The 25,530-nt window shown below is 47.1% G+C and carries 22 protein-coding genes; 19 read left to right on the top strand and 3 right to left on the bottom strand.

All coding sequences use genetic code 11. From position 1 onward, the window contains the following. Positions 1-10: 10 nt before the first annotated feature. The 5 genes from AC1RJL_RS08705 to AC1RJL_RS08685 all read left to right on the top strand — a co-directional run bounded on the left by AC1RJL_RS08705 (position 11) and on the right by AC1RJL_RS08685 (position 4,572). Positions 11-556, top strand: coding sequence for an FxsA family protein (locus tag AC1RJL_RS08705; RefSeq protein WP_492912966.1), 546 nt, complete (start codon positions 11-13; stop codon positions 554-556). A gap of 271 nt (positions 557-827) precedes the next feature. Next, positions 828-1,118, top strand: a complete 291-nt coding sequence (locus tag AC1RJL_RS08700) for a co-chaperone GroES (RefSeq protein ID WP_492912964.1) — start codon at positions 828-830, stop codon at positions 1,116-1,118. Between the two features lie 79 nt (positions 1,119-1,197). Beyond that, positions 1,198-2,844, top strand: coding sequence for a chaperonin GroEL (gene groL, locus AC1RJL_RS08695; protein ID WP_492912962.1), 1,647 nt, complete (start codon positions 1,198-1,200; stop codon positions 2,842-2,844). Between the two features lie 213 nt (positions 2,845-3,057). Further along, a complete protein-coding gene (gene sodB / locus AC1RJL_RS08690; protein ID WP_492912960.1) occupies positions 3,058-3,642 on the top strand; it encodes a superoxide dismutase [Fe] in 585 nt (194 codons plus the stop codon). A gap of 156 nt (positions 3,643-3,798) precedes the next feature. Further along, positions 3,799-4,572, top strand: coding sequence for a hypothetical protein (locus AC1RJL_RS08685; RefSeq protein WP_492912958.1), 774 nt, complete (start codon positions 3,799-3,801; stop codon positions 4,570-4,572). 90 nt (positions 4,573-4,662) lie between these two features. On the opposite strand, the gene AC1RJL_RS08680 is transcribed toward AC1RJL_RS08685, so the two are convergent. Continuing rightward, complete coding sequence (locus tag AC1RJL_RS08680) at positions 4,663-6,774, bottom strand: methyl-accepting chemotaxis protein (protein ID WP_492912956.1); 2,112 nt, start codon at positions 6,772-6,774, stop codon at positions 4,663-4,665. 247 nt (positions 6,775-7,021) lie between these two features. Between AC1RJL_RS08680 and AC1RJL_RS08675 the strand changes: the two genes are divergently transcribed. From AC1RJL_RS08675 to AC1RJL_RS08620, 12 genes are all read left to right on the top strand, one after another. Then, complete coding sequence (locus tag AC1RJL_RS08675; RefSeq protein ID WP_492912954.1) at positions 7,022-8,542, top strand: fumarate hydratase; 1,521 nt, start codon at positions 7,022-7,024, stop codon at positions 8,540-8,542. Between the two features lie 320 nt (positions 8,543-8,862). After that, a complete protein-coding gene (locus AC1RJL_RS08670) occupies positions 8,863-9,999 on the top strand; it encodes a methyl-accepting chemotaxis protein (protein WP_492912952.1) in 1,137 nt (378 codons plus the stop codon). A gap of 7 nt (positions 10,000-10,006) precedes the next feature. Then, positions 10,007-10,297 (top strand): STAS domain-containing protein, encoded by a 291-nt coding sequence (locus AC1RJL_RS08665; RefSeq protein ID WP_492912950.1) that lies wholly within the window; start codon positions 10,007-10,009, stop codon positions 10,295-10,297. 30 nt (positions 10,298-10,327) lie between these two features. Beyond that, complete coding sequence (locus AC1RJL_RS08660; RefSeq protein ID WP_492912948.1) at positions 10,328-10,612, top strand: STAS domain-containing protein; 285 nt, start codon at positions 10,328-10,330, stop codon at positions 10,610-10,612. Between the two features lie 5 nt (positions 10,613-10,617). Next, entirely contained in the window at positions 10,618-12,330 is a 1,713-nt protein-coding gene (locus tag AC1RJL_RS08655) for a SpoIIE family protein phosphatase (protein ID WP_492912946.1), read from the top strand. Positions 12,331-12,387: 57 nt separating this feature from the next. Further along, positions 12,388-12,753, top strand: a complete 366-nt coding sequence (locus tag AC1RJL_RS08650; RefSeq protein WP_492912944.1) for a response regulator — start codon at positions 12,388-12,390, stop codon at positions 12,751-12,753. Between the two features lie 101 nt (positions 12,754-12,854). Beyond that, positions 12,855-14,909: a chemotaxis protein CheA gene (locus AC1RJL_RS08645; RefSeq protein WP_492912942.1), complete on the top strand. Its 2,055-nt coding sequence runs from the start codon at positions 12,855-12,857 to the stop codon at positions 14,907-14,909. 46 nt (positions 14,910-14,955) lie between these two features. After that, a complete protein-coding gene (locus tag AC1RJL_RS08640; protein ID WP_492912940.1) occupies positions 14,956-15,429 on the top strand; it encodes a chemotaxis protein CheW in 474 nt (157 codons plus the stop codon). Positions 15,430-15,442: 13 nt separating this feature from the next. Continuing rightward, positions 15,443-17,545: a methyl-accepting chemotaxis protein gene (locus tag AC1RJL_RS08635; RefSeq protein WP_492912938.1), complete on the top strand. Its 2,103-nt coding sequence runs from the start codon at positions 15,443-15,445 to the stop codon at positions 17,543-17,545. Positions 17,546-17,663: 118 nt separating this feature from the next. Continuing rightward, entirely contained in the window at positions 17,664-18,521 is an 858-nt protein-coding gene (locus AC1RJL_RS08630) for a CheR family methyltransferase (RefSeq protein ID WP_492912936.1), read from the top strand. After that, on the top strand, positions 18,508-19,119 hold the full coding sequence (gene cheD, locus AC1RJL_RS08625; protein WP_492912934.1) for a chemoreceptor glutamine deamidase CheD: 612 nt from the start codon (positions 18,508-18,510) through the stop codon (positions 19,117-19,119). Before AC1RJL_RS08630 ends, cheD begins: the two co-directional genes overlap by 14 nt. A 32-nt stretch (positions 19,120-19,151) precedes the next feature. Then, positions 19,152-20,219, top strand: a complete 1,068-nt coding sequence (locus AC1RJL_RS08620) for a protein-glutamate methylesterase/protein-glutamine glutaminase (protein WP_492912932.1) — start codon at positions 19,152-19,154, stop codon at positions 20,217-20,219. A 31-nt stretch (positions 20,220-20,250) separates the two neighbouring features. On the opposite strand, the gene AC1RJL_RS08615 is transcribed toward AC1RJL_RS08620, so the two are convergent. After that, positions 20,251-22,524: a PAS domain S-box protein gene (locus AC1RJL_RS08615; protein ID WP_492912930.1), complete on the bottom strand. Its 2,274-nt coding sequence runs from the start codon at positions 22,522-22,524 to the stop codon at positions 20,251-20,253. A gap of 267 nt (positions 22,525-22,791) precedes the next feature. Here AC1RJL_RS08615 and AC1RJL_RS08610 point away from each other — a divergent pair, with 267 nt between their 5' ends. Further along, positions 22,792-23,151: a 4a-hydroxytetrahydrobiopterin dehydratase gene (locus tag AC1RJL_RS08610; protein WP_492912928.1), complete on the top strand. Its 360-nt coding sequence runs from the start codon at positions 22,792-22,794 to the stop codon at positions 23,149-23,151. 42 nt (positions 23,152-23,193) lie between these two features. On the opposite strand, the gene can is transcribed toward AC1RJL_RS08610, so the two are convergent. Next, a complete protein-coding gene (can, locus tag AC1RJL_RS08605; protein ID WP_492912926.1) occupies positions 23,194-23,823 on the bottom strand; it encodes a carbonate dehydratase in 630 nt (209 codons plus the stop codon). 160 nt (positions 23,824-23,983) lie between these two features. Here can and sbcB point away from each other — a divergent pair, with 160 nt between their 5' ends. After that, positions 23,984-25,441 carry an exodeoxyribonuclease I gene (gene sbcB, locus AC1RJL_RS08600; RefSeq protein WP_492912924.1) on the top strand — a complete coding sequence of 486 codons (1,458 nt, stop codon included), beginning with the start codon at positions 23,984-23,986 and terminating at the stop codon, positions 25,439-25,441. The last annotated feature ends 89 nt before the right edge of the window (positions 25,442-25,530 follow it).

Below are 25,530 nucleotides of genomic sequence, written 5' to 3'. Positions count from 1 at the left end.
GATTTGATTGATGCGTATACGTGTTCTGTTTTTACTGTTATTACCCCTACTTGAACTCTGGTTGATGATTGCAATCGGTTCGGAAGTGGGAGCCTTGGCGGTAATTGTCTGGTTGATCGCGATGATTTTTCTCGGTATTAACCTATTGCGTTATCTGGGCGCCTCCAGCATGTTGCGCGCTGCTCAAGGGATGCGCGGCGGCGTTATGCCAGCACAAACCATGGTTGATGGATTGTTCAAGGCGATTGGCGCGATATTGTTGATCATTCCCGGTTTTATTACCGACTTCATGGCATTGCTGTGTTTTATTCCATTCTTACGCCGGTTGCTGTTCAAGCGCTGGCTGGCAAAAGTGGCGGTCACTGCCAGTGCGCGAGGCTTCAATGCTGCTGGGTTTGGAACACATCCATTCAAGCAAGGGCCATTTAATCCGGCCGCGGGCAATGTATACGAACATCAGGGTTCAGTTCATAAAGAGGCTGACAAAACCCCATCTGGTGTACTTATTGATCAACAACCTGAAGCGCCAGCGTCCAAAGAGCCGAAAAACGATTAAATCATCGTTATTTCGACAATTTCCTGCTTTTCTCCGTTGAAATCGCTAAACCCGGCCCCAGATAGGGGACACCGCTTTTAGGTCACCGCCTTTTGATTAATATTTAAGGGGGGAGCCCCTGTAAATCGGTGGCCTATTGACGGCCTTGAATCTTTTCTGGCCGTCCCTATATGTCATCACGCGGAATCATAATGCTCTATCTAGCCGGTGCGGGTGGAGTAAAGCCTGGTTCCAAGCATGTTTAATCTGTTTTGTTAGGAGACAAAGTTCCATGAAAATTCGTCCGTTGCATGATCGCGTTGTAGTTCGTCGCAAAGAAGAAGAAACCAAAACTGCCGGCGGCATCATTTTGTCCGGTGCTGCGAAAGAGAAGCCTAATCAAGGTGAAGTGGTAGCTGTAGGTAATGGCCGCGTGTTGGCCAGCGGTGAGTTGCGTCCGTTGGATGTAAAAGTAGGCGATGTAGTAGTGTTCGGTAAATACGCTGGCAGCGACACCATCACCATTGATGGCGAAGAGTTAGTGATTCTGAGCGAATCCGATATCAAAGCTGTTTTGGTGTAAACCAACTGCGACAAGAATTTAGTGAAGTTGCATTGCGTCGACTTCATCGGTTTAACAAAAGTTTTTAGGAATTGAAAATATGTCAGCTAAAGAAGTGAAATTTGGTGATAGCGCACGTCAACGCATGTTGGCAGGGGTAAACGTTTTGGCCGATGCTGTTAAAGCGACCCTTGGTCCAAAAGGCCGTAATGTGGTATTGGAAAAATCGTTCGGTGCACCAACCATTACTAAAGACGGTGTGTCTGTTGCGAAAGAAATCAACCTGAAAGACAAATTCGAAAACATGGGCGCACAAATGCTGAAAGAAGTAGCGTCCAAAGCATCTGACGATGCCGGTGACGGTACTACGACCGCTACCGTGTTAGCACAAGCGATTGTGAACGAAGGTTTGAAATCAGTTGCTGCCGGCATGAATCCAATGGATTTGAAGCGCGGTATCGACAAAGCAATCACTGCTGCTGTTAAACACGTTCAATCTATTGCACAGCCATGTGTTGATACCAAATCTATCTCTCAAGTGGGCAGCATTTCTGCGAACAGCGATACTTCTGTAGGTGACCTGATTGCTGAAGCAATGGAGAAGGTAGGCAAAGAAGGTGTTATCACCGTTGAAGAAGGCACCAGCCTCGAAAACGAGCTGGACGTAGTAGAAGGTATGCAGTTTGACCGCGGCTACCTGTCACCTTACTTCATCAACAACCAGGACAACATGAGCGTTGAGCACGATCATCCGTTCATCCTGTTGGTTGACAAGAAAATCTCTAATATCCGCGAATTGCTGCCTGTACTGGAAGGTGTTGCCAAATCAGGCAAGCCACTGGTAATCGTTGCTGAAGACGTTGAAGGCGAAGCGCTGGCCACCCTGGTTGTGAACAACATCCGCGGCATCGTAAAAGTAGCTGCGGTTAAAGCACCTGGTTTCGGCGATCGTCGTAAAGCCATGCTGCAAGATATCGCTGTGTTGACCGGCGGTACGGTGATTTCTGAGGAAGTAGGTCTGGATCTGGAAGGCGCTACCATTGAGCACTTGGGTACCGCAAAACGCGTAACCATGAACAAAGACAACACCACTATTGTTGATGGTGCTGGTAACGCTGAAGAAATCAAAACCCGCGTTCAACAAATCCGTGTTCAAATCGAAGAAACCTCATCTGACTATGACCGTGAGAAACTGCAAGAGCGCGTAGCGAAATTGGCTGGCGGTGTTGCGGTAATCAAAGTCGGCGCGGCAACTGAAGTTGAAATGAAAGAGAAAAAAGCCCGTGTTGAAGATGCCCTGCACGCAACCCGCGCAGCGGTAGAAGAGGGTGTGGTTCCAGGAGGCGGTACTGCATTGATTCGCGCAGTTGCTGCTATTGCTGACCTGAAAGGTGACAACGAAGACCAAAACGCCGGGATCGGTATTGCGCGTCGTGCGATGGAAGCGCCATTGCGTCAAATCGTTGCCAACGCTGGCGATGAACCATCCGTTGTTGCTGACCAAGTGAAGAAAGGCACTGGTAACTACGGCTACAACGCGGCGACCGGTGTGTACGGCGATATGTTGGAAATGGGTATCCTCGACCCGGCTAAAGTGACCCGTTCTGCATTGCAGGCAGCCGGTTCAATCGCCGGTTTGATGATTACTACTGAAGCCATGGTTGCTGATTTGCCAGAAGACAAACCAGCAGGTGGCGGCCATAGCCACGATATGGGCGGCATGGGTGGTATGGGCGGCATGATGTAAGCTTACCGAATAAACGTTACGGCCCCTAGTGGGCCGTAATTGTTTCTGGTAATTGCTAATTGTTTTTAGGAATTGCTTCAAGTAATTGATAATCCCTATTTTTAGCGATAGCGAATTTTTAATAATGCCAATTTCATTTAGTTGTTATTATCGCTACCGACTTGAACCGAGAACAAGACAGAACCTAAACAACCGTGAACTAGGAGAAACATCATGGCTTTTGAATTACCTGCATTGCCTTACGCAAAAGATGCATTGGCTCCCCACATTTCTGCTGAGACCCTGGAATACCACCACGGCAAGCATCACAAAACTTATGTTGATAAGTTAAACGGTTTGATCCCCGGTACCGAATTTGAAGGCAAAAGCTTGGAAGATATCATCAAGACTTCTTCTGGTGGCGTGTTCAACAACGCTGCGCAAATCTGGAACCATACCTTTTACTGGCACTGCCTCAGCCCGAACGGTGGCGGCGCAGCAACCGGTGCTGTAGCGGATGCGATTAACCAGGCATTTGGCTCGTTCGACAAGTTCAAAGAAGACTTTACTAACTCTGCCATCAATAACTTCGGTTCAAGCTGGACCTGGTTGGTGAGAAAGGCCGATGGTTCAGTTGCTATTGTTAATACCAGCAATGCGGCTACTCCATTGACTGATGCATCGGTTACCCCAATCCTGACTGTGGATCTGTGGGAACACGCTTATTACATCGATTACCGCAATGCGCGTCCAACCTACCTGAATGCTTTCTGGGCGTTGGTAAACTGGGAATTTGTAAACGACAATTACGCCAAGTAATTGGATTTTACCGATAATAAAAAAACGGGCCTCTGTGCCCGTTTTTTTATTGTGCTAAATAAAATTCTTGGCCTATGTTTGTACTGGCTGCTGCTATAAAATGCGCGCACACTGATCACTCATCGACCCTGTCTCATTGTTAAGGTATTTGTTGTTATGGAACGCAGAGAACCCACACTATCCCCTGGCGGTGCGTCTGAGCCAGTTGAAACCGCGCGTCGACAACCAGCGCATGACGATGATTATCCGCCTACGCGTCCTTCGCGTAAATCCACACCACCTTCAACACCGGCCTACACGCAAGCACAGTCAAGCAGTTTGCCGGCGATAGCACTGATAATTGCTCTGGGTGCTGCAGCTGGCGCAGGGTTTCTGGGGTGGCAACTCATTGAAGCTCAAGAGACGCTCAAGCAAGCTGACACCCGCATTCGGGGGTTGGAGCAACAATTAAACCTGAGCTCGGAAGAATCCAATGCAACAGTGGGAACCCTGCAAGTCAATTTGAAAAAGCTGGATGGCGAGACTCGTCGTATTGCTGGTTTGGTAGATGAAAGCCGTAAGGCGATTACTGCAAATACCGAAAAGATAACGGCGGTAGGACGCGATGCCGCCAATGCGCAAAAACTGGGTAACGATGCAAAAACCGGTATAGCGTCCTTGAAACAGGAAGTTGCCGCAAACAAAACGGAAGCCGCTGCCGCTGCTGCAAAAATTGATGGCATGAGTACCAGTGTGAGCAAGCAAAACCAAAGCGTGCAAAATATGAGGGAGCGGTTGGATAAAATGGAGTTGGAGTTAACTGCATTGGACAGTTTAGCGACGCGTTTGCGCAATAACGAAGAAGCGATTTCTGCAATCGATGAATATCGTCGCAGCACCAACCGCGAGCTGTTACAAATCAAGCAACAGTTGGGTTTGGCTCCAAAATGATCGTTTGATTGAATTCGTACTTGGCGAAAGAAAAAACGGGATCGAAATCGATCCCGTTTTTTTATTGCGGTTTTACTTTCCCGCAAATAATTAGCAGCGCAGTTGTGCCAGATGGCTATCAATATCCTGGGTAATTTTATCGACATTGTTGCTTGCATTAAAAATACTGTTGGAGAGTCGTTCCAATTCCTGGGTCGCATCACCAATTGCAGAAATATTGCGATTGATTTCCTCCGTCACCTGATTTTGTTCTTCCGCAGCCGCAGCTACTTGATAGGAGCTGTCGGTGATTGCGTTCATACCTTCCGTTGCCGTTGTTAAGCGTTCATAAGCATGTTCTGCTTCGACTAATGTGTCGCCCACTCGCTGGGTGTTTTGGTTAATTTGCACAACTGTTTGGTCAACTTGTTGTTGCAAGGATTGGATCAGGTTTTTAATTTCCTCGGTCGATTGCTGGGTGCGCGCAGCGAGTGAGCGCACTTCATCTGCAACTACGGCAAAACCGCGCCCTTGTTCACCGGCACGCGCCGCTTCAATTGCCGCATTCAGTGCAAGTAAATTGGTTTGCGCTGCTATGCCTTGAATTACATCGGTAATGCCGCTGATTTTATTGCTGCTTTCCGCGACCAACTGGATTTTCTGGCTGGAGTTGGAGAAATCTATCGCTACACCTTTAAATTCTTCCACTGTGCGCTGGAATAGATCCCGCGCGTTGGTGATCGCTTTAACTGAGGCTTCGGAATCGGTGGACGTATTGCTGGCCAGCTTCGCAACTTCGTTGGCGGTTGCCGACATCTCGTGAATTGCCGTCATAATATTTTGAATTTGTGCAACCTGTACCTCGGTGGCAGAGCGTGTATTGCGCGATGTGCCGGTCAAACTATTACTTTGATCTTTGAGTTTTTCCGAGTCCTGCTTCAGCGCAATAATCATGCTGCGCAATTTTTCAGTAAAGCGGTTAAAACCGTCGGCCATGTCAATTAATTCCTTGTCTTTTGATGGAATTAATTTGCGTGTCAGGTCGCCATCGGAGCTGGCAAGGTCGCGCATCATTTCACTCATGCGCACAATCGGTTGGGTTGAGGTTTTAATCCAGAGCGATACCACCGCCACAAAGATAACCAACAATACGATAGCGAGCATGATCATATTGGTCGCGGTAGTTACGCTACTGTCTTGCAGCGATTGGCTTAGTTCATCGACAACGCCATAGGCAATTGCCGCCGGCGTTACTATGACCATCGACCATTGGTTTTGCGTTGCATCCACTTTGATGGGCTGAACGGTAATGATTTGGTTGTTATGAATAAATTGGTCGCGAGTGTTTTGTTTGAGCAGGTTGAATAATTCTTTATCGTTTGCCTCAAGCGATTTGCCCAAATATTCCGGATGTTGGTTGCTTGCCAAAACCAGATTGCCTGAGCTGAGCAGATACATGCTGGTTTTGCCGTTGTAGAGCATCTGGGCTTGCTCCAGTAGACGCTTCTGTAATACGGGGAGGTTGATATCAATCCCCGCCACACCGCGAAACTCGCCATTAACGACCACTGGCGCAACCAGCGATGTCATCAACATGGAATTACCGGGGTTGATCTCGTACAAGTAGGGCTCCATCAAACAGGGTTTGATGCTGTCTTTACTGCACAAATACCACTCTGATTTTCGCTGGCCATTTTCATCGCGGGTCGCATCGGATTGTGAAGTGAAGGCGACATGGTTGAACACCGCCTTGCCGTTGTCGGCAACCCAATAGATACCCACGCTGCCCACATCCGAGCTATACAGTTTGTCGCCGACAAATTCTGCATCGCGCCCGTCATAACCATTGGGATCAAATTGCGCGTATATCGCCGATGCGGCTGGTGATGCCACAAGGATGTCGTAAGTGAGTTGTTTTATTTGCGCACGTGAGTAGCTTGGCGCCGTTGCGCCTCGCGCCGTGCTGCTAAGTGCAGCAGCCAGATGCAAGGCTATATCAAAATTGCGGTTGAGCAGTGCGCTCGTCTCCAGCGCTGTTGCGCGGGCTATATCGTACAGTCGGCCATTGATGGTTTCTTGCATCGAGTTGGCACTGTGTTCGATTGATTCGCTCGCATTGGATGACATGGAACGCCATGCTACAAAGCTCAAGCTGCCCATACTGAACGCGAGTATGAGGGCAACGCTGAGGCTCAGTTTGAAACGCAGTGAAAAAGAATTCATAACCAGCTGATTCCTAAGATTGGTGTTTATTCAAGCCTAGCTGTTTGGCGTTTGTTTGCACGGGATCATAAAGAGTAAGTCGACTGTTTTTCGTACTTTTTAGTGGGCCCTGGTTGAATGCATTTTGTTGGTGCAGGTTTGACGGCATTGTGGTCGCGCGGACTCAGCAGCAGCGAGCATCATGGTGTAGAATTGTCGCCACTTTTTACCCGTTCCGCTTTACGACCTAACAATCGAGAAGTCCATTATGCCAACCGTGATTCGCCAACAAGATCTTATCGACAGCGTCGAAGATGCGCTGCAATTTATCTCCTACTACCATCCCGTTGATTTTATCCAGGCCGTGCACCAGGCCTACGAGCGCGAGCAGAGTAAGGCCGCTAAAGATGCCATGGCGCAAATCCTCATTAACTCGCGCATGTGTGCCATGGGGCATCGCCCGATTTGCCAGGATACCGGTATTGTCACCGTGTTCGTTACTGTCGGGATGGATGTCCAATGGGATGCGCAAATGAGCCTGACCGATATGGTGAATGAAGGGGTGCGCCGCGCGTATATGAACCCGGATAACGTGCTGCGTGCATCTATCCTTTCCGATCCGGACGGTACGCGTAAAAATACCGGCGACAACACCCCCGCTGTCATTCACTACAACATAGTTCCCGGCAACACGGTTGATGTCCATGTAGCGGCAAAAGGTGGCGGATCGGAAGCAAAAACCAAGTTTGCGATGCTGAATCCCTCTGACTCAGTAGTGGATTGGGTACTTGAGCAGGTGCCAAAAATGGGTGCTGGCTGGTGTCCACCGGGCATGCTCGGGATTGGTATCGGTGGCACGGCCGAAAAAGCCATGCTGCTGGCGAAAGAGGCATTGCTCGATCCGGTCGATATCCAGGAACTGCAAGCGCGCGGTGCAAAAGACCGCTACGAAGAATTGCGTATCGAGTTATACGACAAAGTGAATCGCCTGGGTATTGGTGCCCAGGGTCTGGGTGGTTTGACTACCGTGCTGGATATCAAAATCAAAGATTATCCGACTCACGCGGCGAACAAAGCCATCGCTATCATTCCCAATTGCGCGGCGACCCGTCACGCGCATTTTGTGCTGGATGGTTCAGGCCCGGCACTGCAAACCCCGCCGTCATTGGAAGATTACCCGGAAATCAGTTGGGATGTGGGCGATAGCGTGCGTCGCGTTAATCTGGATACTGTTACACCCGAAGACGTGCTGGAGTGGAAAACCGGCGAGACTATTTTGTTATCCGGCAAAATGCTCACTGGTCGCGATGCCGCCCATAAGAAGATGACTGATCTACTGGCGAAGGGTGAGCAATTACCCGTCAGCATGAAAGGCCGCTTTATTTATTATGTCGGCCCGGTTGATCCAGTGCGCGATGAGGTAGTCGGTCCGGCAGGTCCAACTACAGCGACCCGTATGGATAAATTCACCCGGACTATGCTGGAGCAAACCGGACTGCTGGGAATGATCGGTAAATCCGAGCGTGGTCCAACCGCGATTGATGCAATTCGCGACAACAAATCAGTGTATCTGATGGCTGTTGGTGGCTCGGCCTATTTAGTGGCGCAAGCAATTAAATCTGCCAAGGTGCTTGGCTTCCCTGAACTGGGAATGGAAGCAATTTACGAATTTGATGTTAAAGATATGCCTGTTACCGTTGCAGTGGATTCACGCGGTGAGTCAGTGCATACCACTGGCCCACAAATCTGGAAAGCAAAAATAGAAGAAGGCATAGTGCAAGTGCAATAAATCACTGTTGTGTAATTCCGTGTAATATTTTCCCGATCAAATAAAAAACCGGCAATTGAATAATTGCCGGTTTTTTTATTGCTAAAAATAAATTTTTATAAAAATTTGCAATTAAAAACATAGCTTGGTGTTTTTATCCGCCATTTAATCCCACTTTACTTTTTGCAACTAATCACTGAAAAAATCCCCAAACGTTTTGCAAACTGCGCAAGCTGGAATAAACCTGCTACTTTTAAATAATCGTGTTTGGCCTCCCTCTGATAAATCGTATAGGGCTGCTTGCGTTAATCACCATGGAGTCATTGGAGTTAGATGCGCTTATGCAGGTGAAACCACTATGGCTAATTGCCGTCGCCTTGCTTGGCGGATGTTTGCTGGGCAGCTATCTCCATGCTCTTGCAGGCCCGGTATTTGCGGCTGCTTTGCTGGGGTATTTCCTGATTGATGCAAGCGGTAATGTATCAGCAAACGATAAAACCCTGTCGAACGACTATCACCGTCCTGTCTCACCTGCACTCAGTGAAACCAGCGCGCTAATCAATGAGGTCGTGCAAGAGAGCGCAAATAATCTGGTTGCACAGATTGGAATTCAAACCGATGCGATAAACATTCTCACCAGCGCATTTCAGCAAATCAAAGCATTATTAGAAGAGCAGCAGCGCGGTGTCCAGCGTTTGTTAAATGAAGTGGACGACGAAAAAAATTGCCAAACTATTTCGGCGCGCATGAGTTTATTTGCAGAGAATACCTACACGCTGCTCAACCAGTTTGTAGATACCACCGTTAATATGAGCACCTCGTCAATGGAGTTGGTTGAAAAGGTTGGTGCAATTGCAGACAAAATGCCGAATGTCCTTAAAGCGCTGAAAGATATCGACCAAATTGCTGCACAAACCAATTTGCTTGCACTGAATGCGGCAATTGAAGCGGCTCGCGCCGGTGAAAGTGGGCGTGGATTTGCGGTAGTCGCTGATGAGGTACGGGCATTATCAAACCGTTCAGCCGGTTTTAGTCTCGATATCCAAAAGCAATTGCGCGATATAGCAAACGCTATAGAGGATTTGACCCGCACTGTGGGTGATGTCGCATCCCAGGATATGAGTTACGTGCTGCAGGCAAAAGCGGATATGCAGGATGTCAGCGAAAATTTAATTAAATCGGTAGATAAAAACCAGGGTATGACAAAAGAGATGGAGCAACTGGTCGGACAATTAGTACAGGCGCTACACAACGCTATGCGCGCGCTACAATTTGAAGATATGTCTACTCAAAATATACGTCATACCCTGCACCGGCTCGAAGAACTGGTCCCTATAGCGACATCACTGGCGCTACCGGAAAGTAATTTTACGCAGTTAACAATTGAATTGGAAAAATACAAAAGCGCTGGCCTGCGCCAGAAACATAATCCGGTATCAGCTTCATCAGTTGATAGCGGTTCGGTAGATCTTTTTTAGGAAAATCGTGGAGATTTTTATGGCACATGTAGCAGTAATAAGGATGCCAAAGCGTTTCGATTATTCTTCCGGTGTTGAATTTAATCGCAAGGTTGCATCCGCATTGGAAACACCTGGAATAATAACGCTGGATTGCAGCGATCTGGAGTATATCGATAGTGCAGGCATTGGCTTATTAGTGATGTCGCAAAAAAAAGTCCAGGCTAAGCACTCGAAAATGGCCATGATTAATTTAAAGGCGGCGCCAAAAGAAATTTTACATTTGGCGAATTTGCAAAAAATCATTGAGCTTACCTGAGTGATGCAAAAATCACAGAAGGGATAATTTATGAGCGACAGGGCACAAGTAGTGTTACCGAATCGTTTCGATTACGGATACCACAAAGAATTTCAGCGGCAATGTACCGAGTATGTCGAGAGTCCAGCAATAACGGCCATCGTGTTTGATTTTAGCCGGGTGGAGTATCTGGATAGTGCGGCATTGGGAATGATGATGATGTGGCAGCGTCGCGCTGCTGCCGCCAATAAAAAAATGATGATCAAGGGAGCCAAGGGAGCTACAGCACAGATACTCGCAATGGCAAATATGCAAAGGCTTTTTGAGTACATCTGATCATTATGAACGAATCATTTGCTAGCTCGGTTCATTACATTTTGGTGGTCGATGATGACGAGTTGCTCAATGGACTTTTTTGCGAATTTTTACAGGATAAAGGATTCCAAACCCGAACTGCCTATAGCCTTGCCGAAGCAATGCCATTATTGAAGGCAGATGTTGAAGTCGATTTGGTGTTATTGGATTACCAATTGGGTGATGGCAACGGGCTTGAGTTTTTAGCAGAAGTTAACAGCCATGCGCAGTTAAAGAAACCACCGGTGATTATGGTGAGCGGCAACGAAGATCCGGATTTTTTGGAGAATTGTTTCGCTTGTGGCATAGATGATTACATCATCAAGCCAGTCAATCTTTCGCTGTTGGCATTGAAAGTGAGTGCACTGATTAAATCCGTGGCGATGCAACGCGTTATCACTTTACAGAATGCAGAGCTGGAGCGGTTTAAACGAGAGGCCGAGCGCGAAGAAACGATAGCAAAATATACTTACGAATATTTGCTCCGCCAAAATAGTCAAGCTATTGAGGGGGTATCGCTTTGGTTGAAATCGTCCTCCTCATTTTGTGGTGATATCGCGCTGGCAAGGATTTCGCCCAGTGGGGATCTTTACTTTTTATTGGCAGACGCCACTGGTCATGGTCTCTCCGCAGCGATTACGGTTATGCCCGTGGTAGCCATTTTTAACAGCATGGTCGCGAAAGGATTCCATATCCAAACCATTGTGGCGGAAATGAATAAAAAATTGATGCGTGACACACCGGAAGATCGATTTGTTGCCGCGATTCTGATTCAAATGCATCAAGAGCGACAAGAAATAGAAGTATGGAATGGCGGGATGCCAACGGCTTATTGGGTGCATCAGGGAAAAATTTTGCAATCATTCAAATCCCAACATATGGCGCTGGGGATTTTGGATGAAGAAATGTTTGATGCAAATGTGGTTACTTGTAACTTTTCCGGAAAGGGAACCATCATCGCCCATAGCGATGGTTTGATTGAGGAAGTGAATGCAACTGGCGATTCATTTTCTTCCGCACGTGTAGTAGAGCTGATAAAAGCTGATGGCGATAATTTACAAACTGTCTTAATCGATGCATTACACGAACACGCTGTATGCGATCAATACAAAGATGATGTATCCATTTGCATGTTGGAGCCACAGCTGATATTTGCCAACTGTGAGCGACAATTAAATGAAAGCATAAGCCGTGGCTACGTACAGGAAGATATAGGGGATTTTTCGTGGAGCGTAAAAATTTCCGGGAAGAAAATTGCCAGCTGTGAGATTCCACCCTTGTGTAACAAATTTTTGCAGCATTTCGACATTAACCAAAGTTTTTGCCAGATTATTTTTTTGGTGGTCAGTGAAATGGTGAGTAACGCCGTCGACCATGGAATTTTAAAATTGGAATCGTCAATGAAGGAAGAACCGGATGGTTTTAATCACTATTTCAGGGAGCGCGATAAACGCCTGGCGACATTGACGGCTAACGATTTTATCGAACTGCAGCTGACCTGGGTGACTAATGCAACTCCACCGCATCTTGAAGTCAGTGTGCGCGACAGCGGCAATGGATATGACAGCTCAGCTATTACCTCCAATATTGATGCGATTTTATCGGGGCGAGGTTTGCAGTTAATTCGTAACCTTGCACAAAAGGTAGAAGTTTTTCCACCGGGCAATTTTATTAAAGCGACTATTAATCCTTCATGGTAAATAGCGCCTGTATAACCAGTAGTAGAGCCGATTTTAATTATCACACAGGTAATTGTTATGAGTAAGCATGTGTTAATTGTGGATGACTCAGTGTCTGTTCGGCAAATGGTGGAGGCGACGCTCAAATCTGCTGGCTACACCGTAACGGCAGCCAAGGATGGGCTGGAAGCATTTAATTTGTGCAAAACCAGAACCTACGATTTTGTCCTCACTGACCAGAATATGCCGAATATGGATGGCCTCACGTTAATTAAATCCTTGCGTGGTTTACCAGCACATACGCGCACACCGATCATTGTGCTGACTACAGAAGCGAGCGATGCGATGAAAGCGCAGGGGCGCGCAGCCGGTGCAACGGGTTGGATGGTGAAGCCCTTTGATCCAGGCAAGTTGTTGGAGATTGCCAAAAAAGTAATGGGGTAAGGGCGCTGCTTGCCGCGCCCAATAACCTATGAGGAAATCCCAAGGGCGCAGCAAGCGGCGCCCCTACGGAAATGTTGAATGTATTGCGAAGGACGTTGGCTATGTCGATTGACATGAAACAATTCCATGCCGTTTTTTTCGAGGAGAGCCAGGAACACCTCGACGAAATGGAACAGCTATTGTTGGATTTGGATATCGATAACCCTGATGGGGAAATGCTGAACAGCATTTTTCGGGCGGCGCATTCTATTAAAGGTGGAAGTGGTATTTTTGGTTTTGATGCACTTGCAAGCGTAACCCATATTATGGAAAGCCTGCTGGATAAAATCCGTCAGGGAAGGATGGCTATCACTTCCGAAATGGTTGATCTATTTTTAGGTTCAGTTGACCAATTAAAAGAAATTTTACGTTGTTACCGCATTAATGCTCAATTGAATTGGCATCAAGTTCAGACCCTGACACGGAAATTGGAAGTGGTTACGGCGGGCAGCTCTGCTTCAGATCAGGCCGCCGCAGAAGGCAAAAAAGGCTATGGTTTTTTTATCGATGTAGAACAAAAATGGCAGCAGCCTTATGGATTCTTTGATAATCCTCGTGAAGATGATTCATTCGGATTTTTTGATGACCTTCCCGCGCCAACAGCAGCAGAATCCGCAGTAAACGAAACTGAAGTTAACGAAGAATCCTTCGGTTTTTTCGATGACCTTCCCGACCCGGCATCTGCGATAGCTGAAACATTTGGATTGTTTGAGGAGCATGCCCCAGCAGCTACAACTGTTCCAGCAACGGATGATGGATTTGGCTTTTTTGATAATATCCCGATTACAGCACACACAACAAACCCGGTTTCTTCAGCGGCTGCGCCACAGGCATTAACCAACAATTCATCCCCATCAGTAATTACACCAAACGAAAAACTATCAACGGCAGTCCCAACTAAAACAAAAAATAGCGAGAGTGTGAGTGTAGAAAGTACATCGATTCGTGTTGATGTCTCCAAAGTTGATCAGCTAATCAATCTTGTCGGTGAAATTGTTATAACCCAATCCATGATGAGTTTACTTGGCAAAAGCCTGGAGGGGGCGTTAGGTGAAAAGTTCCAGGCGGTCGCAAATGAACTGGAGCGCAATACCCGTGAGATTCAGGAAGCGGTTATGTCAATCCGCATGTTACCCGTTTCTTTTGTGTTCAATCGCTTTCCGCGCGTAGTGCGCGATTTATCCAGCAAATTAGGCAAGAAAATTGATTTGATTATAGAGGGCGGCGAAACCGAGCTGGATAAAGGTTTGACCGAAAAATTGGTTGATCCATTAACCCATTTGGTACGTAATAGTATTGACCATGGCATTGAATCCGAAGCAGTGCGCAGCGAGCGCGGTAAAAATCCCACGGGTACAGTAATCCTGCGTGCGGCGCAACAAGGGGGTAATATTGTTATCAGTATCAGCGACGACGGCGGTGGTTTGAATCGTGAACGTATTTTGGAAAAGGCGCGCGAAAATAATATTCCGATTAGTGAAAATCCGAAAGACGAAGAAGTGTGGCAGTTAATTTTTGCTCCCGGTTTTTCTACGGCCGCTGCAGTAACGGATGTATCTGGCCGCGGTGTGGGGATGGATGTTGTTAAACGCAACGTACAAAGCCTGGGGGGCCGCATCAATATTGAATCGCGTTCGGGAGAAGGCGCTACCTTTACTATTCATTTGCCACTTACCCTGGCCATTGTTGATGGCATGTGTGTTTCTGTGGGTGAGCAAACTTTTATTGTGCCACTGGTACACATTGTCGAATCCATGCAGCCCGCAGCTAAAGATATTAAAACACTGGCTGGTGATGATCAGTTATTGCATGTTCGCAATGAATACTGGCCAATTTTACCGCTTTATAAAGTGATGCAATTGGAGCCGCAATTTACCGATGTCAGCAAAGGCATCGCTGTGCTTATCGAAACCAATAAATACCGTTTTGCATTATTTGTTGATGGTCTGGTTGGTCAGCAACAAGTCGTTATTAAAAGTCTTGAACAACATTATAAGCGTGTGCAGGGGGTCGCCGGTGCAACCATTATGGGCGACGGCAGTGTCGCACTGATTGTGGATGTGGAATCACTAGCACTAACTGTTAATAACACCTTGCAGCTGGCCACAGCAGTTTGATAGTGATCCTATGATCTAAACGCAATATGGAACAGGCAGATCAAAAATGATGACAGTAGACGAACAGGAATTTTTAACGTTCACCTTGGGCGAAGAGCATTACGCGCTCGACATCCTGACAGTGAAAGAAATTCGCGGTTATGAATCCGTTACAAAAATCGCCAATGCGCCGCCGTTTATTAAAGGTGTTATTAATTTGCGCGGCGATATAGTTCCGATTGTCGATTTGCGCATTAAGTTTAATGTTGGAGAAGCTATTTATGACGAATTCACTATTGTCATTGTGTTGCATATCCACAGTCGTATCCTGGGCATAGTTGTCGATGGTGTTTCAGATGTTGTGAGTTTGACTAAAGAACAGGTGCGTCCACCGCCGGATTTTGGTGTCGCGTTTGATAGCCGCTATTTATTGGGGCTGGCAACCGTCAGTGAGCAGATGGTTATTTTGGTTGATATCAATGAATTGATATCAAGCCAGGAACTTGGATTATTTGATTCCAACCTCGTCGATAAGGAATAAAGGAAGCAAAATTATGAAATTCTCTGTTAAAACCCAGATCGCCATTGCAGGGGTGCTCGCTATCACCGGTGCCATAGTGCTTTCCATTGTTGCTTATTTTACGGCGGTGCCCGAAAGCCACGCCATGATTTTTATTATTTCCCTTATTGTGATTGCAATTGTAATTACATCGTTTACTTACTGTTATCGAAGTATTGATACCAGTAAGGAAATATTGAATGAACAAATCCGACAGGCACTGCACGCCACCTCGTCCAATATTATGTTGGCTGACGCAGGCCGAACAATTGTGTACATGAACAAGGCGGTGGAGGCAATGTTGCGTGAAGCAGAATCGGATTTGCGTAAAGCATTGCCGCATTTTTCAGTGGACAGGGTAGTGGGTAGCAATATGGATATTTTCCATAAAAATCCTGCTCACCAAAGCCAGCTTCTGGCAAATCTGCGTGATACCTATGTTGGCAACATCGTTGTTGCAGGGCGCAGCTTTCGCCTGATTGCCAATCCGATTTTTGGCGAATCCGGTGAGCGTATCGGTTCGGTGGTCGAGTGGATTGATCGTACTAAAGAAGTTGCTGCTGAACATGAGATGAGCCGCATCCTGGGTGCGCTGGAAACCACTACGACTAACGTGATGATTGCAGACTCTGAGCGCAATATTATTTACATGAACAAGTCGGTGGAGAAAATGTTGCGCATGGCAGAGTCCGACATCAGATCGGTATTACCGCATTTTTCTGTCGATAAAGTTGTTGGCAGCAACATGGATATTTTCCATAAAAATCCTGCACATCAAATGAAATTGTTAGAAAATCTGACTGCCACTTATACTTCCAATATTGTGGTTGGTAAACGCCATTTCCGCTTAGTCGCCAATCCAATTTTTTCCAAAGACGGTGTGCGTTTGGGCTCGGTTGTTGAATGGCAGGATAGAACAATTGAAGTAGGTGTTGAAGTTGAAGTGAATAGTTTGGTTGAAGCGGCAGCAGCAGGTAACTTCAGCGAGCGAATTAAAACTGACGGTAAAGATGGTTTCTTCCTGAAATTGGCAGAGGGTTTGAATATTCTGGTTACTACCGCAGAAAAAGGCTTGAACGATGTTGCACGTGTATTAGGCGCGATTGCCAAAGGTGACCTCACCGAAAAAATTACTGCCGAGTATTCCGGTACCTTTGGTGAATTGAAAAATTATTGCAACGAGACAACTAGTAGCCTCACCAGCATGCTGGGTGATATTCGCAGCGCCGCCGATACTATTTTTACTGCCTCCAGCGAAATTGCGCAGGGCAATGCCGATCTTTCCAGCCGCACCGAGCAACAGGCAGCAAATCTTGAAGAAACTGCCTCATCAATGGAAGAGTTAACGTCGACGGTGAAACTCAATGCTGATAACGCGAAGCAAGCGAATGTATTGGCGGAACAAGCATCGACAGTGGCAACCGATGGCGGCACCTTGATCCAGCAAGTGGTCACCACCATGAATGCGATTAATGATTCAGCGCGCAAAATTTCCGACATCATCGGCGTTATTGACGGCATCGCTTTCCAAACCAATATTCTTGCATTAAACGCAGCGGTTGAAGCCGCACGTGCTGGCGACCAGGGGCGAGGATTTGCCGTAGTTGCTTCAGAGGTACGCACCTTGGCACAACGTTCAGCAAATGCGGCTAAAGATATTAAAGCGTTGATTTCTGATTCGGTGCAAAAAATTGATAACGGCAATCAATTGGTTGGCAAGTCCGGCGATACCATGAAAGAAATTGTCAGTGCGATTAAACGCGTGAACGACATCATGGCAGAAATAGCCGCTGCATCAGCCGAGCAATCCAGTGGAATTGAAGAGGTTTCAACCGCTGTATCGCAAATGGATGAGATGACGCAGCAAAACGCGGCATTGGTAGAAGAGGCCGCTGCAGCAGCTGAAAGTATGCAGTCGCAAGCAGATCAATTAACCCGTAGCGTTGCGCAATTCCGGTTGTCCGATGATCAGGTGCACCGTCCTTCATCTAACCAGCGGCCCTCGGCTCTATCCGGGCCAGCGACTAAGAAGTCAGCGACGACCAAAAAATTAATACCGCCTCCCTCATCGGCAGATGACGAATGGGAACAATTCTAATGGTTGTTTAAATTAGATTTTCTTATTCGGCCAAAAGCAGTTGCAGCTTTATATTGATCCTGCAATTGCTTTTGAACTGGTTAAGGTGATGGTGCGATAACCAATATGGATGACATCTGTGGACGAAAATCCGGGACGCGAATTTGTTTACTCCGATGCTGATTTTGCACGGATTAAAAAAATTATCTATCGCATGGCCGGCATCAGTCTGGGGGACAGTAAGAAGCAGCTGGTTTATAGCCGGCTAGCGCGACGCCTGCGAGTTTTACAATTGTCAAACTTTGATGAATATTTGCAGTACCTTGAACAACATACAGAAGAACAGCAAGAGTTTATTAACGCGCTTACCACCAATCTCACTGCATTCTTTCGCGAGGCCCACCATTTCTCTTCTTTGGCAAAAATAGCACGACAAAAAATGAATGCCCCGGGAAAGTTCCGTGTTTGGTGTGCTGCCGCAAGTACAGGGGAAGAACCCTATTCGATAGCGATGACCCTGATTGAAGCTTTCGGCACTTTTTCGCCACTGGTGGAAATCCTCGCCTCTGATATTGATAGCAGTGTGTTGCAATTTGCTGAGCAGGGGGTATATGCACTTGAGCGGTTGGATGCACTTACAATCGAGCAAAAAAAGCAATTCTTTTTGCGTGGCAAGGGTGCTAATAGTGGCAAAGCCAGGGTGGTCGACAAACTGCAGCAACTCATCGAGTTTCGAAAGATTAATTTGCTCGATAAGGAGTGGGATTTAACGGGTGGGTTCGATGTTATTTTTTGCCGCAATGTCATGATTTATTTTGATAGACCAACACAGCTGCGACTGCTGGAGCGTATGTTGCGGTTATTGAAACACGATGGAATTTATATTGCGGGCCATTCAGAAAGTTTTTCGCATGCTACAAATCTGGTCAAGTTAGTCGGCAAGACAATATACCAATTGGCTGATAGTACTCGGGCAGGCGATAATGAATTACGATAACAATGTCCATCTCGCGCCAACTACCTATTTTGATCGCCACTTTGAACGGCACGCGGTAAAAATTTTGCCAGGGGAATATTACGTCACTAATGGCGACAAGATGATCGTAACGGTGTTGGGTTCATGTGTGGCGGTATGCTTGCGCGATAAGTCTATCGGTATCGGTGGCATGAATCATTTTCTATTGCCTAACGATAATAGCGATGAAGCGGGTTTATTGACGGAGTCCGCTCGCTACGGTGTGTATGCAATGGAGTTACTGATCAACCATTTATTGAAGATGGGCGCTAGCCGCACACGCATGGAGGCGAAAGTGTTTGGTGGTGGCAATGTACTGCGCGGCCTAACGTTGAATAATATTGGGCAGCGTAATGCCGCATTTGTATTGGAGTATTTACATAACGAAAAAATTCCCGTAATTGCCAGGGATTTGCTCGACGAATTTCCACGCAAGGTTTACTTTTTCCCCGATACTGGAAAAGTGTTGGTTAAAAAAATTAAATCCTTACACAATACGACGATTATTGACCGCGAAAGTGAATATCGGATGCGCGTTAAATTTACACCCAAAAGTGGTGATGTGGAATTTTTCGAATGAGTTCAGCTGGTTTGCTCTGATGGGGGACATGCATGGGAATTAAAGTGTTAGTGGTGGACGATTCTGCGTTAGTGCGTAGTTTGCTTGCGGAAATTATTCGCGCCACATCGGGTATGACCCTTGTAGGTGCTGCGCCCGATGCCTACATTGCACGCGATATGGTTAATAAATTTGCTCCTGACGTGATAACACTGGATATTGAAATGCCCCGCATGGACGGATTGGCTTTTCTGGAAAAATTAATGAAGGCGCGCCCGACACCGGTAGTGATGATTTCTACCCTGACAGAAGCTGGAGCTGAAGCAACCTTGCGCGCATTGGAGCTGGGTGCAGTTGATTTTGTACCAAAACCTAAATTGGGTATCACCAGCGGTATTCGCGAATACGCAGAATTAATTGTGGAGAAGATTCGCACCGCTGCCGGTGTGAAAGTGCGGGCGCGGGTAATAAAAGATCGTCCTGATGTAATGCCGGGACAAAAAATAATTACTAGCGGGCGATTGCAAAGTACAGAAAAAATTATCGCTATTGGTGCATCAACGGGTGGAACGGAGGCGATAAAGGAACTACTGATGCAATTACCCGCTGCAGTTCCCGGAATTGTAATGACGCAACATATGCCGCCGGGATTCACACGTACGTTTGCCGAGCGGTTAAATAAAACAACACGCTTACATGTGGTGGAAGCCAAAGGGGGCGAACGTATTTTGCCCGGTCATGCTTTCCTCGCTCCGGGTGGACACCATATGATAGTAGTGCGTTCGGGTGCGGATTACCTGGTAAAGTTGTCTGACGCCGAGCCTGTGCATCGCCATAGGCCCGCGGTGGATGTGATGATGGAGTCGGTAGCTATGGCAGGCGGTAAAAATGTATTGGCGGTCTTGTTGACCGGTATGGGTAAAGATGGAGCCAAAGGTATGTTGGATATCCGCAACCAGGGCGGTTATACCTTTGCGCAAGATGAAGCGAGTTGTGTGGTTTACGGCATGCCCAGGGAGGCGGTTGCAATGGGCGGTGTTGATCAAATTGTGGCATTGGAACTGATGGGGACAGCTCTGCTCGAGAAGATTAAAGCAATGGGCAGTGGCAATCGATTGTAATGCGCAGAAATATTTGCGTTTTTCCTATGGGTTAAAATTGTTTTACTGCTTGTTGGAACTCTACTATAAAATAGTTATCGTCGAATTTGGATTCAAAGTTTATTTTCCCATGCATCTTTTCGATAATTTCCTTTGCCATGGCAAGGCCAAGATCACCTTCGGCAAATTGGCTGTGGTTTATGGTATCGCCATGTTGTCCGAAATACAGTATTAAATTTTCGCGGATGTTATCAGTGAGGTTTTTCCCGTTTAGGCCGATAGCAATCCTCACCCGGCTGCGTTCTTCGTTAATGCGTATGTGTACTTCGCTTTTGGATTCGCATAATTTTAATGCATATTGCAAAAGCTGGGCGATAGCTTGATAGAAGCGCGCGCTGTCTACATGGATAGTTAAATCCTGCTGCACCGCTTTTATTATTACCTCGGATTGGTAAATTTCACTAAAGGTTTTATTGCGGCGCAATACCTCGTCAATCAGAGGTAATACCGCTCGTGTCTCTAATGTGAAAGGTGCATCACTCTTGGATAAGTTTTGCATTTCAATTAAATCGTCCATGAGTTTTTGTAACTTAATGCTGTTGTGTTGCGCAATCTCTACAATGTGAATAACTGATTCAGGTAATTTTCCCTGCTCTTCTGTGCGTAGTAAACCTATTGCTTCAGCAATTACGTTTAATGGCCCGAGGATTTCCTTGCTAGCCGCCGTAATAAACTGGCTGCGCAAACCGTCGATACGTTTTTTTTCGGTGATATCACGAACAATACCGATAAAAATCGGCTCACCATTTTGAAACACCCGCGACACCATTAGATCCATCGGAAATTCGCTACCATTGCGGCGTAGTCCCGACACTTCGCGGCCGATGCCAAGGATATTTTTCTTGCCGGTTTTAAGGTGAGTTTTTATATAGCCATCATGTTGGGTTTTGTAGGGTTCCGGCATGAGTTCACTAACATTTTTACCGATGATCTGTTTAGCGCGATAACCAAAAATGGTTTCAGCGGCATGGTTAAAACTTTGGATAATGCCGTCTTTGGCAATCGTAATAATGCCATCGGCAATATCGTTAAGGATGGTTTGCGTGTGGAGTGTGCTGGCCTCAAGCGCAGCTTTGTCATGTGCATGTTGCTGCTCGTGGTTCATTGTCTGTACAAATTGCGCAATGCTCTTGAGGATTGGCTCCAAATCCTCTGCAGTTTGATTAGTGTAGCCTTCGGCTGAATTGGCTAAACCGAGCACAGCAATGTGTTCCTTGCCGCTGAAAATCGGGATACCGATAAAACTGCTAATGGTCGGGTGACCTTGGGGCAGGGCGGCCGCGCGCATATCGCGCGCGAGGTGAGGGCTGATTACCGGTTTGTCTGAATGCATGATCATACCGAAAAGGCTATCCAGATTCCGGTATTCGCCATTGGGTGGTAAATGGGTGGTGCGAAAATTTTCGAGTGCGCGATCATCTTTTTTAAGACTACCAAACACCAATGCACGCATAAACGGTTTTTGGTTTTTTTCATTGACGACTTGCCCGATAAATCCCAGTTCACTGTGGCAGAGTGGCAATGTCTCATGCAGTAGAGTACCCAGCGCGGATTTAATATCGCCATCGCCAATAAAAATCGATTGCGCATTGTTGATGATTTTTTCCAGCTGTTGTTTGTACTCAAGTTCATTGGTAAGCCTTAACAGCTGCAGGTTTTTATTCAGCTGATCTTCCATGTTGTGTCTTGCACGGGTTGCGCTGACGATAACAAAAAAGATAAACAACACTGTCATGCTGGTCATCGCGATTGCGGTTGGCCCATTTTCCAGATAGATGATGACACTCAATGGCGTAATGGCAAGAATCACAAACCCGATCGATGAGTATTTGTCGACGGTCAGTGCAGTCATAGAGCCGCTGGCAACACCGGCGAGGGAAAAGGCGAGCAATGCCTGATATACGGTGTCCTCATGTGCAAATAATAAAATGGCCGCTGCACCCCAGGCAGCGCCGCTCAACCACACGCCAATACGAAAGGCCCACAACCAGAAAAAAGTAGAGTAGAGTTGATAAACGTTGTGCCAGAAAATCCATAAAATCAAACGCGCCAGCAATGTGCCGCCGAGTAATAAATTCCACAGGATAATTTCTGCTTGCCCGATCACCTTCCAATGCGAGACGCTGAGAATCAAGGCGATGGCAATTGACGACAACATGGACACCGGCAAGCTGTGATAAAGAGAGCGCATTTGCTCGTCGGCCAAACTGAAATGGCTGAGTGATTCGTTATCGACCGGTTTGTGCGAGAGCGGATTCTCTTGCATTGGATTTCCATTAGTGAGCAGTGTTGGGTAGGAAGCAATGGAGATGTTATTAAAATAAGCCGTTGTTATAGCACCAGACGGTTTAAAAGTTGTCTTGAGTATAGAACAGCCTGTGGGGCTTTCTACTCAAAAATAGTGATCATCATGGTAACGCTGGATGGGAATGCTGATCGATGTGACCCATTATGGGTTATTCCCTACATTGATCTATTTTTTAATGCTATGCGTTGAATCGAACAGAAATTATTGCTGAATATGAGGTGATTTATGGAACGCTTAAGCGAAAAAACCTGCAGTGCCTGCCGTGCAGACTCGCCGCTGATTAGTGCGGAAGCATTGCATGATGCGTTGACAGAGTTGCCGGATTGGGCAGTGGAATCGGTAGCAGGCGTTAATCAGCTGACACGGATTTATCCGTTTAACAACTTTGTAAATGCAATGACATTTACCCAGGCTGTGGGCGCGTTGGCGGAGGAATATAGCCATCACCCGGCACTGTTAACCGAGTGGGGCAAAGTGAAAGTGAGTTGGTGGACGCACAAAATTAAAGGTTTACACGAAAACGATGTGATTATGGCTGCTAAAACCGAGCAATTATTCCATGCGCGTTTTGAGCACCAGCCTTAATGGCGGCACTCAGTTAGCAGTGGTTTTTAGTAAAGGCGACTTTTAATAAAGGCGGTATTGCTCGGGAATTTGTTTAATAGAATCGATCGGCGGTGTCAGCTTGTGCAGGATGCCGTCGTGAATATCGTAAATCCAGCCATGAATGGTTAATTCCTGCCCGCGCGCCCATGCATTTTGTACGATGTTGCTGCGCGAAATATTATCTACTTGCTGGATCACATTGAGTTCGCACAGGCGATTAACGCGTTCATTAACATCGGTCAATTGATCGACAATCTCTTTGTTGTTGTAATACACATCGCGAATATTGCGCAGCCAATAATCAATCAACCCCAGCTTGTGATTTTCCAGCGCTGCTCTTACGCCGCCGCAACCGTAGTGGCCAGTGACCATCACGTGCTTCACTTTCAAAAATTCTACCGCGTAATTCAATACTGTCATGCAATTCAAGTCGGTATGGATAACGACGTTTGCGACATTGCGGTGCACGAAGATCTCACCGGGGGCCAGGTTGAGAATCTGGTTGGCTGGTACACGGCTGTCGGAGCAACCTATCCATAAATATTCCGGGGCTTGCTGCTTGGCCAAGTTTGAAAAAAACTCGGGGTCATCCCGTTTGATGTCTTCTGCCCATTTTATGTTGGCGGCAAACAGGCTGTCTAAATCACTCATTATCAGGCTCCAGGCAGGATTCGTTGGCTAGCGAAAATCAGTGCTGCGGTGGCACATCGAGACGCAAAAATCAGGCCGTAGTATAGGGGAAAGTGACGGTCGGGTGTTACATTGCGTGTTTTGTTACCCGGATTCCGGGCGTTCCGAAGGGATAAATACAATGAAATCCGATGCGCAAAATACGCTCTATTGGCACGATTATGAAACCTGGGGCGAAGTCCCGGCGGTGGATCGCCCATCGCAATTTGCCGGCATTCGCACTGATGAAGATTTGAATGTTTTGGGCGAGCCGTTGATGATTTATTGCAAGCCCGCGCCCGATGTATTGCCCAAACCGGAAGCCTGCCTAATCACCGGACTTGCCCCGCAAGTGGCGGAGGAGCGTGGCTTGAACGAGCGCGATTTTATCGCCGCTATCCATACAGAATTGTCGCGCCCCGGTACCTGCGGTGTAGGTTTTAATTCAATTCGTTTTGATGACGAAGTCACGCGTTACTCGCTCTATCGCAATTTTTACGATCCCTATGAGCGTGAGTGGCGCAACGGCAATTCGCGCTGGGATATTATCGATATGGTGCGCATGACCCGCGCGCTGCGCCCCGATGGTATCGAGTGGCCCAATTACGAGGACGGTCGCCCCTGTTTCAAGTTGGAGATGCTGAGCAAAGCCAACAATCTGCAACATGAAGCCGCACATGATGCACTCTCCGATGTGTATGCAACTATCGCGGTGGCAAAACTCATCAAAACCAAACAACCTAAACTCTATGATTACGCCTATCGCCTGCGCGACAAACGTTTTGTTGCGAACATGATCGATATTGATAGCTATAAACCGTTACTGCATATTTCGTCGCGCTTTCCCGGTGAGAATGGCAACACGGCGTTGGTATTGCCGCTGGCGATGCACCCCACTAATAAAAACTCGGTGATTGCCTTTAACCTTGGATCAGATCCCCATGCGCTCTTGACTCTGCCGGTTGAAGAGTTGCGCCTGCGCTTGTTTACCCGCACGGAAGATTTGCCGGAAGGTATTGAGCGGTTGGCGTTAAAGGAAATCCATTTCAATAAAACCCCGATGCTGTTGCCGGCGTCCATGCTCAATGACTCGACCGCTCAACGCCTGGCGATTGATAAAGCGCGCTGCGAACAGCATTGGCGAACCCTGCGTAATCTCAGCCTGAATGAACAGCAGGCGCTGCAGCAGAAACTTTTCCAGCTCTACACTAGCCAGGAATTTGCCGAAAAAACCGATCCTGAACAAATGCTCTACAGCGGCTTTTTTGATGAGCAGGACAAGCGCTTGATGGCACAGGTGCGCCGTGCTGATGGTGATGAGTTAGCCAATGCGGAGATCAATTTCCGCGATCCGCGCCTGCGGGAAATCCTCTTTCGCTACCGTGCCCGCAATTTTCCTGACAGCCTTAATAACGACGAAAAAGCCCGTTGGCAGCGCTTTTGCCAGTGGCGTCTGACCGACCCTGAGGCCCAGTCCAGCCTCACCTTGACGGAATTTTATGCGCGACTGGCACAGCTGGCCGCCGATGCTAGTCTTACAGAGCGGCAGCAATTACTGCTGAAGCAATTACAGGCTTATGCCGATAAGTTACAACAGTAGAAAATATATAAAATAACAATCAACCCCCGACAGGGGCGCATAACAAAAAAACAGCGCGATAAAAATAACAATTTCCCAAGGTCACTACA

The sequence above is a fragment of the Cellvibrio sp. GW822-FHT04B05 genome (genome assembly GCF_058800985.1).
Note: the sequence above shows the minus strand (reverse complement) of the source record. Positions and strands in the feature narration are given on the sequence as shown.

Bases quoted from the DNA above. Each gene is read 5' to 3' on its own strand.
- sodB (WP_492912960.1), top strand. From the start codon at position 3,058: ATGGCTTTTGAATTACCTGCATTGCCTTACGCAAAAGATGCATTGGCT.
- sbcB (WP_492912924.1), top strand. From the start codon at position 23,984: ATGAAATCCGATGCGCAAAATACGCTCTATTGGCACGATTATGAAACC.
- AC1RJL_RS08705 (WP_492912966.1), top strand. From the start codon at position 11: ATGCGTATACGTGTTCTGTTTTTACTGTTATTACCCCTACTTGAACTC.
- AC1RJL_RS08640 (WP_492912940.1), top strand. From the start codon at position 14,956: ATGATGACAGTAGACGAACAGGAATTTTTAACGTTCACCTTGGGCGAA.
- AC1RJL_RS08685 (WP_492912958.1), top strand. From the start codon at position 3,799: ATGGAACGCAGAGAACCCACACTATCCCCTGGCGGTGCGTCTGAGCCA.
- can (WP_492912926.1), bottom strand. From the start codon at position 23,823: ATGAGTGATTTAGACAGCCTGTTTGCCGCCAACATAAAATGGGCAGAA.
- cheD (WP_492912934.1), top strand. From the start codon at position 18,508: ATGAATTACGATAACAATGTCCATCTCGCGCCAACTACCTATTTTGAT.
- AC1RJL_RS08700 (WP_492912964.1), top strand. From the start codon at position 828: ATGAAAATTCGTCCGTTGCATGATCGCGTTGTAGTTCGTCGCAAAGAA.
- AC1RJL_RS08620 (WP_492912932.1), top strand. From the start codon at position 19,152: ATGGGAATTAAAGTGTTAGTGGTGGACGATTCTGCGTTAGTGCGTAGT.
- AC1RJL_RS08645 (WP_492912942.1), top strand. From the start codon at position 12,855: ATGTCGATTGACATGAAACAATTCCATGCCGTTTTTTTCGAGGAGAGC.
- AC1RJL_RS08680 (WP_492912956.1), bottom strand. From the start codon at position 6,774: ATGAATTCTTTTTCACTGCGTTTCAAACTGAGCCTCAGCGTTGCCCTC.
- AC1RJL_RS08610 (WP_492912928.1), top strand. From the start codon at position 22,792: ATGGAACGCTTAAGCGAAAAAACCTGCAGTGCCTGCCGTGCAGACTCG.
- AC1RJL_RS08650 (WP_492912944.1), top strand. From the start codon at position 12,388: ATGAGTAAGCATGTGTTAATTGTGGATGACTCAGTGTCTGTTCGGCAA.
- AC1RJL_RS08670 (WP_492912952.1), top strand. From the start codon at position 8,863: ATGCAGGTGAAACCACTATGGCTAATTGCCGTCGCCTTGCTTGGCGGA.
- AC1RJL_RS08675 (WP_492912954.1), top strand. From the start codon at position 7,022: ATGCCAACCGTGATTCGCCAACAAGATCTTATCGACAGCGTCGAAGAT.
- groL (WP_492912962.1), top strand. From the start codon at position 1,198: ATGTCAGCTAAAGAAGTGAAATTTGGTGATAGCGCACGTCAACGCATG.
- AC1RJL_RS08615 (WP_492912930.1), bottom strand. From the start codon at position 22,524: ATGCAAGAGAATCCGCTCTCGCACAAACCGGTCGATAACGAATCACTC.
- AC1RJL_RS08660 (WP_492912948.1), top strand. From the start codon at position 10,328: ATGAGCGACAGGGCACAAGTAGTGTTACCGAATCGTTTCGATTACGGA.
- AC1RJL_RS08655 (WP_492912946.1), top strand. From the start codon at position 10,618: ATGAACGAATCATTTGCTAGCTCGGTTCATTACATTTTGGTGGTCGAT.
- AC1RJL_RS08635 (WP_492912938.1), top strand. From the start codon at position 15,443: ATGAAATTCTCTGTTAAAACCCAGATCGCCATTGCAGGGGTGCTCGCT.